Origin of the sequence: Clostridium akagii DSM 12554 (genome assembly GCF_000686725.1) — a bacterium.
Taxonomy (GTDB): domain Bacteria; phylum Bacillota; class Clostridia; order Clostridiales; family Clostridiaceae; genus Clostridium_I; species Clostridium_I akagii.
On sequence record NZ_JMLK01000047.1, the window covers coordinates 1 to 8,264 of the forward strand.

An 8,264-nucleotide genomic window follows, 5' to 3' on the forward strand; every position below is an offset into this window, starting at 1 on the left:
TCTATATTTTTCCATAATATAGATGATGTTAAATAATAATCCTTTTCATCTTGAGCTAGCCCATTTTTAACATTACAACAAGGTTCTTCATGTCTAAACAATATAATTCTTTGATTCTTTAATTCTAATCTAGCATACCATTCATAATATCCAATATATTTTATACTTAAAAGGAGATGCGGAACATCTTGTAATCTAGTACTATGACTTAAACTCATTTTTATCACCCCTTATGATATTGTAACACACTGTGTAACACGATTCAATATATTTTATACCATCCTATCTCAAATACTTTTAATTAAAAATATTGTATTGTTCAGTTTTAAGCTTTAATTATGTTCACTATCTCACTTCGTTGGGTTTGTATTCTCTTTTTACTTTATTTTCACTAAATATGTTATTTTTTTAATTTTAGCTATTGACATTTAAGATTGCAGGTGATAAAACAGGTTGAGCTAGAACCAGAGCAGGACGCAGTTGTTCCCTTACAATTTTCAAAAATATATCTTCTGAAAACGTAAGAAAACAACTACTTCACTTTGAATAAAACAGTGTATCACTGTCACCTTCACAATCTCGTACCTTATCTGTTGTATGATTAATCATCTATAAACTTTCTACAGTACGGTTCTATCCTACTGCTACAATATATTAATTGCTATGTTTATAGTTCCCAATACCTTAGTATCCTAGAACTCCCACACCTGCCCATTAAGTCGGCACCACTTGCTCTATTTATCTATTTATATTTAGATAATTCCTATTTTTCAAGGCATAACACACCTAAAGATAAGGACTAGGTTTCTTGTGCTATCGGTTCATTTTCTAGCGTTGGCTGAACTCACCCCATGCACCCTCTTTCAAGGAGAAATCTTTATAGTCTTCGCAAGACTCCATCAATAATCGTGTTATAACAACATGAACCATATTAGGCTCTCTATTTAAGTTGTAGAGCAACTGCTAGTATTCCTGTTACTAGCTACTTATTATGCTTGTACTATTTACAAATCCCTAAAAAAGACAATAAGAAATACAACCTTTTAACATTAATTTTTTCAAAAATATATTTAAAAGGTTCTCTAAAGTATTTAATTTTAATATGTAAATAGACTAATTTGGTACAAAATAAAAAAGGCTAAGAGCTGATAACCTTCCGATTACGCTCTTAGCCTTTTACTAATAAACCAAATTATATTTATAAATATACCCAAAAATGTTATATATTTATATTGCAAAATATAAATATATTTGATATAATAAATATGTAATTTAGATGTTAGCAAAGGAAGCGTGAATCTGTGGTAGGGTGAACGCTTTCTTTTTTATACTTTTTCGAATTTTTTTAAAAGTACTATTCTTTATTTATACTCAAACATTACTAAATATTTGCAAAATGTCATAACATATACTAACGCTTATATTATACACCAAATTTGTAAATTAAACAAACTTGAAAAGACAGCCTTAATTTGGTACTATTTATATGAAACTAAATTACAATATAAAAGAGTTCACTTAACGGTTTTATAGGTACGTATTTCGTGTATTACCTATAAATCCTATTTATATAAGAATTACCAGTTCTCATATAAGCAGTGGACTTTTTTATTTATATGTATATTTTAATATTAATTTAGTCAATTTTCAATACTAAAAGTAAAATAAATGTATTTTGTACGTAAAATTATTAATTATATGTTTTTCTGTCGATTTATACTGAATAAAAATACATTTTAAAATAAGTGTTATTTATATCTGAATCTGCATATAACTTATTGTATTTAAAGACGATATAAATAAGAGTATACGCACTAAAAGTACTAATCTTTTCAATTTTACCTAATATTATATTGTTATCAATATTGAAATTTTCAGCAAAATTAAAGTTAACCAACGCATCCTGAACCTTTGAAGTTAAAATTTGTTTATAATTACTATTCATTTCAAACTCTTTTACAAAATCAGTATCCAAAACATTTATGAAAAATAAAAACTCATTTTCTGAAAAGATTAGTGAAAGCTCCCTCCTTGTTAATTCTAGTAAACTTGAAAAATCTTCTAATATAAATTCAAGTTTTTCAGTGTAGTTGCTACCGATTACATAGTCATCTACAAATTTAATTAGCTTTTCTTCTATTCGAGCAGGTTTGTATTGTTTTGACATCGAAAAATCCTCCCTAATATTCTAAAAATAATAGTAAATTATTTTATAATTCTTTAAACTATATTTTAACACTATATATAATAAATTTCTTCCTAATATTAGTATTAAAATGTTTTATACAATAGATTGTAACTCGTTAGTATAATACAGTTTACATAGAAAATGGTAACACGTTATATAACACACGTCAACTCGAAAAATATAGTAATATTTCCTCTTTTTTATAGGTTTAATATTTTTTATGCTACTCAATATAATTTACATTAGTTTTATATAAATGCATTGTAACACACATGGTAACACAGTGCAATGTTGTATAAATGCATGGATGTATACTGTACATATATTATAGACAACGTTCTGTAATGTAATTTTGGTATATTAGAACAATTGTACTCCACTTGTACTCCATTGTCAATGAAATTATTGAAATATAGTTCATACTACCCAGGCTTTTGTATTTATATAAAATCAAGTTTATACTTGTTTTTTTTTATTTTTATTGATTCCTTTCAATGTTATGTGTTAAAATATTGTTGTAACACATTTTGAAACACATTAAGATTGCTCTATGTATTCGTAAAAGTGTACTTTTTCGTACTTATGTTTTTTTAACCTTTTAATGTTCGATAATGTCATCATTGTAATTAATGAATATATTCATTAATTACAATACATTTATGAATATATCGCAGCGCAAAAAAATTATTATAGGGAGGGATAAAATCTTGAATAAAAAGAAAAAAAATATAGTATTGATTTCAATACTAATAGTAGGTGTATTTCTATTATTTTTTTCATGTACTAAACGCACTACTTCAAATCAAACAAAAAAAGCAACAACAAAAATATTAAATAAGGTAAAAACTAAAACAACTAAAATTTCTTCTACTGGTATAAATAATCCTGACAACAATACCATAACAAGATTTAAGACTGACAAGGATGTTCAGGACTTTATTAAAGACTATAGGAAACTACAAATAGAATGTAGTGGAGATTCTACAGATTCAGATTGGACAGAACTTAGTAAAATGATGACACCTGAATATTCTGATAAAGTAGGTGTAAGCTTACCACAAGCTAGAACAGCTCCAAATGAAAAAGTTCAGGATATAAATATAACATCATTTCAACATTTATTAAGTTTACCTTACAATGGAGTTAATTATGATGGTTATATAATATCAACAACTGCTTCTTATTTTGAAGGTACTAGTACCGATCTTAAGGTACATCAATATCAAACAATTGTAATAAATAAATCAGATAATTTGCTTGTAATGTTAGATAGTCAACAAGGACAAACAAATTCAACAAATTTAACAAATTCAACAGATGTAAATAAATAAAGGGATAAACCCCTTTATTTTTTTTGAATTAGGTATTAAAATGTTATAATAAGTGTATAAATCGAAATAAGATGGGAATAATATAAATATATAGATGGGTGTAAGATAATATATGAATAAAACATTTGGGTACATAAGAGTATCGCATAAAGACCAAAATTTTAGTACACAGCTCTACGAAATGCAAAAACTTAATATAGATGAACGTGATTTATTTATTGATAAAGAAAGTGGTAAAGATTTTAATAGACCTCAATACCAGGCTCTTAAACAAATAATAAGACCTGGTGATTTAATATATGTAAAGAATATTGATAGATTGGGACGTAATTACAAAGAAATATTAAAAGAATGGGATGAACTTACAAAAGAAATCAAAGTTGATATAAAGGTTATAGACATGCCTTTGCTTGATACAACTCAGTATAGAGATTTACTTGGTGATTTTGTATCCAATTTAATATTACAAGTTTTAAGTTTCGTAGCTGAAAGTGAAAGAAGAAATATTAAAAGGAGACAAAAGGAAGGAATTGCACTTGCTAAAATGAAGGGCATTAAACTTGGAAGACCTGAAATAAATATTCCTGAAAACTTTCCTTACAATTATGATGAATGGAAAAATGGAAAAATAACAGCAAATTTATTTATGAAAAAAATGAATTTGAAAAGAACTACTTTTTATAAATTAATTAAAGAATATGAAGATAACGGAATACAATTAGTAATCAAATAAGTGTCCCCTGGGGACACTTACATTTTATACTTTATTATAACCTTATTAGCAACATCCGCCCAAGGTACTCTAAAATATATTAAATATTTATATTTAATTAAATTATTAATCAATTCCCTATCCTCATCAGTTAATGTTACTTTCTTATTGGTTTCCATAAATATTCTCCTTTCAATATTTAAATTATTGCACAGTATTTCCATATTACTCACCATTTCTTTGTAATGCGTAACTATTCATCTAACGGAACAAGTTGAAAGGTGTAGTTTTCAAAACACATTTCACTTGCTTTTTTAGCCCTTGATTCACTTGAATAAATCTTTGCTTCAGTAATATCATAGGATACAGTTGCGTATCTATCGCCTTGATAAATAATACTTTTCCCAGTGTAATAACCATCTGATGATATACTATTTCTATTTATAATTGCTTCCAAAATATATTTCCGATTAGTCAATTTAATTTCTCCTCTCATTAACTCGCATTAGTTTCATTTTGTAAATTGAACAAACTTTATTACAAACCTACATAATTATCTACTAACTATTTTTTTAACACCTTGTGGACTTAATAGCGTTGCTTGTCTTTTGCCTAATCGTTTATACTCAATACCTTCTTCCAATCGACTTAATCGACTTTGGAGAGTTTTAAGAGGTATACTGTATTGTTCAGATACCTCTGTAAGAGTTTTTATATCAGATAATTTCATATGTTATACCGTTGGGTCATAAAACACTGCATCATCACCAATTATAATTTCACGTTCATTCTCATTGTTAACTAAAAAACCTTGTATACTGAAATTATAACCTTCAAAATCTACTGTGCAATCTCCATTTTGTACACGTCTACCATCAACTCCACTTACTGCAATAGCACATCTTAATAATGAATCTTTTTCATCTTCTCTAATATCAGACCATTGTTTCCCTACAAAATTATTTCCCATAATATTTATCCCCCTTAACTCCCTTGCGGTGAGTAGTTTTCTTAACTTTCTATAATATTATTATATCATCTACGTAGATGATAGTCAACACTATTTTGAAAGTTTTTCAAGGAAATAAAATAATTTTTAGTACCGCAATATTCACTTTAAATTAGCATCTTTAAGCCAATTGTAAATCCTATTTTTATAATACACATTTAAAACGCTATATAGTGCTTTTGAGAGCCTTTTATATTAAAGGTAATATTATTGCTTTCTATTTGATTTGTATTGTAAAATTGCACAATAAATAAGTACCACACTACTAAATAATAATGTGGTACTCATTTGCTATATTTTTTATTCAGAAATCTATATTATCTTTTACAATTAATTTTACACTATAATTATCAACCTTAAGTTTGTCTATGTTCTCTTTTATATATTTATAAGGATTTCTATAAATTAATGACTGTTCTACTAATATTTTAGATTTTAAAAACTTTATTGTAACTACTATCTTTTTATTATTATAGTCAACAATTATAGTTCTTTTCTTTCTATCCTTTTTGCCTTTGTCTAATTGTAATAGTGCTATTTTTTCAATATCACTCACTCCATATATGCTTAAAATGTGTTTTATTATATTAGTATGAGTATCTAATTTCATCCTTCTTATTTTTATGCCTAGAATTTTAAGTTTTAAGTTCAAGAAGTCATTTATCACATCACAAAAACTTTTATATAACAGTTTCTTTAAATTTCTATTTTTTCTATTTTTAAATGTAACTCTCTGTGCTATGCTCCTACATGGTAAATAAAAAAATGTTATGCTAGTATATTCATCATAATTGTGAACAATAAATTTAATATAGCAAACTGCAAATAAATTGAATATTAAAATTATCAAAATGATTTCAATAATATTCAACATTGAGTTTATATTTATATTTTTAATTATTATTAAAATATCTGCAATAATTAAGAGATATATATAATAATCAAATATTATACTAATTAAAAATATTACGGATAGATATAAATATTTTATAATCATACTTATTTTTTTCATTAGTTCCCCCCTATCTTATAAATCCCATTCTGTAAATTGGTGAAATTCTAAATACAGCTTTTCCTTTTAAATCTTCATATTTTATATAAGGATTTTTCCAGTACCTTGAATCCATTGAATTGTTTCTGTTATCACCTAAAAAGAAATAATTCAATTTAGGTACTATATAAGAGCCATCTTTGCCCCCTTCTTCTTTAACATATGTTTCTTTTATTTTAGTGCCATTAATATAAACTTGTCCATCTTTAATTATTATAGAATCCCCTGGTAATCCTATAAGTCTTTTGACCAGTAAAACATTTAATTCTTTTGAGTTAAATGCAATAATATCTCCCCTTTTCAAGTTATTACTATTGTATATCTTAGTAGTAATAATATTATCATTTATCTTAATTGTTGGATACATAGAAAGAGTTGGAACAATTACATTAAAAAATAAAAATTGCCTTATTATTATTGCTAGTGCTAACCCAATTATAAATGTTAATATCATACTCTTTGTAGATGTAGATTTTTTTGAATTCATCATTGCTCTGCTTACCTTTCTATTCATCATTTTTTCCTGCTGCGTTTATTAATAGGTATTTTATTCAATATATAATTCGGCTTTTTCAACATCAGCAATATAGTATGTATTTATTTCTATGTCAGTTTTTTCTAAAGGAGTTATGCTTTCAGCATTCAGTCCTTTACCTGTACTTATACAGCTTTTTATTTTTACATCACCTACCAAGCAATCACATTTTGTAATGTTTCTATATTCCTCTGTAACTTTATCCTGAAAATCTTTTTCATTTTCAAAATATATCTTAACTCCATATGATATATCCATATCCTCATTCCAAATTATTTTATCCATTTTTCAATTTCCTCCTCGTAATATTTCACTTCACATTATTCTCAACTTCTTCAAACTCTCTTTGTATTGGGAGCGAACTAATCTTCACAATAAATAGCATTAATACAAGTCTTTGAATCAGATTGATGTCCATTTTTATCATTTATCTGCGGAATAGCATAACCAGTAAAAGACACCCAAAAGTCTATTTCTTGTATTTTTATACTTTTATTGCCGTTCTTATGGTACTCTTCATATTCTTTTGTATTAACAAAAATCATCATCCATCCTTTTTTATCTCCATATGGAATTTCAAATAAGCTATAATTTTGAATAGAAAAGCATTCTGAAACACATCTTTTAACCACTTTTTTCAACATATCTTTTGCTAACATTTCCTCTTTATAATCATACAAAGTATCAGTATCAATGATTTCATGCCTTTTTATTGTACTATTTTCTGCCCAATATGTAGGACATCCCCTATGCATATATGCCCACGAAATACTTTTACAAATTTCAATAATTTTTTTTTCATTTTTCTTCTTAATTCTTTTATTCATCTTTTATATCCCCTCTTTATGTCGCATAATTTTCAATATAAGTAGTTCCTTGTTAATTTTTTTGAAGTGTGACATTATCTTTCAGCAATCAATTTTCATCACAACATACAGAGTATGCTAAATATTGAAATGTAGTTTCACCATAAGGCAACTCCTTTAACGTAATGGGTAATGGCTCAAAATCAGAAATATCCATTAATATCTTGCCTTTTGATATGTTTTTTTTCTTTGCAATACGATACATCCACCATTCTTCAAATGAAATATTATATGTTGTGTCTTTTATTTTGTAGTTTATATTTAATCCATCATAGATAAATTTAATATTACAATTTTTCGCTTCTTCATAACTATTTAATATACAAGGTATTTTAATTTCGATATTATAATCGTCTAATTGTAAAGTGCAATATAGCCCATATTTCATAATATAAAAGCTCCTTCCTTAATTCAGGTTAGTTCGTATGAGTTTCAGCATGTGAAGTATTTATTTGTATTACAAATCAGGTTAATCGTTGAATTTAGTATCTTTTATTTTTTAATATTTCTAAATATAAGTTAGCACCATTAACTACAAAACATAACAAAGCTACAAATAGTAACGGAAATTT

The 8,264-nt window shown here is 26.2% G+C and carries 13 protein-coding genes; 2 read left to right on the forward strand and 11 right to left on the reverse strand.

The features are described 5' to 3' along the window. Together BR66_RS24060 and BR66_RS0115430 are read right to left on the reverse strand one after the other, a co-directional pair. Positions 1 to 218: hypothetical protein (locus BR66_RS24060; RefSeq protein WP_035796430.1), on the reverse strand; the 218-nt coding region annotated here is incomplete at its 3' end. Positions 219 to 1,714: 1,496 nt separating this feature from the next. Continuing rightward, positions 1,715 to 2,167, reverse strand: coding sequence for a hypothetical protein (locus BR66_RS0115430; RefSeq protein WP_026883698.1), 453 nt, complete (start codon positions 2,165 to 2,167; stop codon positions 1,715 to 1,717). Between the two features lie 728 nt (positions 2,168 to 2,895). On the opposite strand from BR66_RS0115430, the gene BR66_RS0115435 reads away from it, so the two are divergent. Both BR66_RS0115435 and BR66_RS0115440 read left to right on the forward strand, forming a co-directional pair. Continuing rightward, positions 2,896 to 3,519 (forward strand): hypothetical protein, encoded by a 624-nt coding sequence (locus tag BR66_RS0115435; RefSeq protein WP_026883699.1) that lies wholly within the window; start codon positions 2,896 to 2,898, stop codon positions 3,517 to 3,519. A gap of 112 nt (positions 3,520 to 3,631) precedes the next feature. Next, on the forward strand, positions 3,632 to 4,252 hold the full coding sequence (locus tag BR66_RS0115440; protein WP_026883700.1) for a recombinase family protein: 621 nt from the start codon (positions 3,632 to 3,634) through the stop codon (positions 4,250 to 4,252). 17 nt (positions 4,253 to 4,269) lie between these two features. On the opposite strand, the gene BR66_RS25765 is transcribed toward BR66_RS0115440, so the two are convergent. The 9 genes from BR66_RS25765 to BR66_RS0115485 all read right to left on the reverse strand — a co-directional run bounded on the left by BR66_RS25765 (position 4,270) and on the right by BR66_RS0115485 (position 8,080). Continuing rightward, positions 4,270 to 4,410, reverse strand: a complete 141-nt coding sequence (locus BR66_RS25765; protein WP_156946304.1) for a hypothetical protein — start codon at positions 4,408 to 4,410, stop codon at positions 4,270 to 4,272. Between the two features lie 74 nt (positions 4,411 to 4,484). Further along, positions 4,485 to 4,709, reverse strand: coding sequence for a hypothetical protein (locus tag BR66_RS0115450; RefSeq protein WP_026883701.1), 225 nt, complete (start codon positions 4,707 to 4,709; stop codon positions 4,485 to 4,487). Positions 4,710 to 4,784: 75 nt separating this feature from the next. After that, complete coding sequence (locus BR66_RS26165) at positions 4,785 to 4,961, reverse strand: hypothetical protein (protein WP_169738172.1); 177 nt, start codon at positions 4,959 to 4,961, stop codon at positions 4,785 to 4,787. A gap of 3 nt (positions 4,962 to 4,964) precedes the next feature. After that, entirely contained in the window at positions 4,965 to 5,201 is a 237-nt protein-coding gene (locus BR66_RS0115460) for a hypothetical protein (RefSeq protein ID WP_026883702.1), read from the reverse strand. A gap of 343 nt (positions 5,202 to 5,544) precedes the next feature. Next, positions 5,545 to 6,252, reverse strand: a complete 708-nt coding sequence (locus BR66_RS0115465; protein ID WP_026883703.1) for a hypothetical protein — start codon at positions 6,250 to 6,252, stop codon at positions 5,545 to 5,547. 10 nt (positions 6,253 to 6,262) lie between these two features. Continuing rightward, on the reverse strand, positions 6,263 to 6,808 hold the full coding sequence (gene lepB, locus BR66_RS0115470; protein ID WP_242841169.1) for a signal peptidase I: 546 nt from the start codon (positions 6,806 to 6,808) through the stop codon (positions 6,263 to 6,265). A 30-nt stretch (positions 6,809 to 6,838) separates the two neighbouring features. Next, a complete protein-coding gene (locus tag BR66_RS0115475; protein ID WP_026883705.1) occupies positions 6,839 to 7,111 on the reverse strand; it encodes a hypothetical protein in 273 nt (90 codons plus the stop codon). Between the two features lie 77 nt (positions 7,112 to 7,188). After that, on the reverse strand, positions 7,189 to 7,653 hold the full coding sequence (locus BR66_RS0115480) for a hypothetical protein (protein WP_026883706.1): 465 nt from the start codon (positions 7,651 to 7,653) through the stop codon (positions 7,189 to 7,191). A gap of 88 nt (positions 7,654 to 7,741) precedes the next feature. After that, positions 7,742 to 8,080, reverse strand: a complete 339-nt coding sequence (locus BR66_RS0115485; protein WP_026883707.1) for a hypothetical protein — start codon at positions 8,078 to 8,080, stop codon at positions 7,742 to 7,744. Positions 8,081 to 8,264 lie beyond the last annotated feature (184 nt).

What these genes read in the sequence shown, in the direction of transcription:
- BR66_RS0115430 (WP_026883698.1), bottom strand. Translation starts at nt 2,167, where the DNA reads ATGTCAAAACAATACAAACCTGCTCGAATAGAAGAAAAGCTAATTAAA.
- BR66_RS0115440 (WP_026883700.1), top strand. Translation starts at nt 3,632, where the DNA reads ATGAATAAAACATTTGGGTACATAAGAGTATCGCATAAAGACCAAAAT.
- BR66_RS25765 (WP_156946304.1), bottom strand. Translation starts at nt 4,410, where the DNA reads ATGGAAACCAATAAGAAAGTAACATTAACTGATGAGGATAGGGAATTG.
- BR66_RS26165 (WP_169738172.1), bottom strand. Translation starts at nt 4,961, where the DNA reads ATGAAATTATCTGATATAAAAACTCTTACAGAGGTATCTGAACAATAC.
- BR66_RS0115460 (WP_026883702.1), bottom strand. Translation starts at nt 5,201, where the DNA reads ATGGGAAATAATTTTGTAGGGAAACAATGGTCTGATATTAGAGAAGAT.
- BR66_RS0115465 (WP_026883703.1), bottom strand. Translation starts at nt 6,252, where the DNA reads ATGAAAAAAATAAGTATGATTATAAAATATTTATATCTATCCGTAATA.
- lepB (WP_242841169.1), bottom strand. Translation starts at nt 6,808, where the DNA reads ATGATGAATAGAAAGGTAAGCAGAGCAATGATGAATTCAAAAAAATCT.
- BR66_RS0115475 (WP_026883705.1), bottom strand. Translation starts at nt 7,111, where the DNA reads ATGGATAAAATAATTTGGAATGAGGATATGGATATATCATATGGAGTT.
- BR66_RS0115480 (WP_026883706.1), bottom strand. Translation starts at nt 7,653, where the DNA reads ATGAATAAAAGAATTAAGAAGAAAAATGAAAAAAAAATTATTGAAATT.
- BR66_RS0115485 (WP_026883707.1), bottom strand. Translation starts at nt 8,080, where the DNA reads ATGAAATATGGGCTATATTGCACTTTACAATTAGACGATTATAATATC.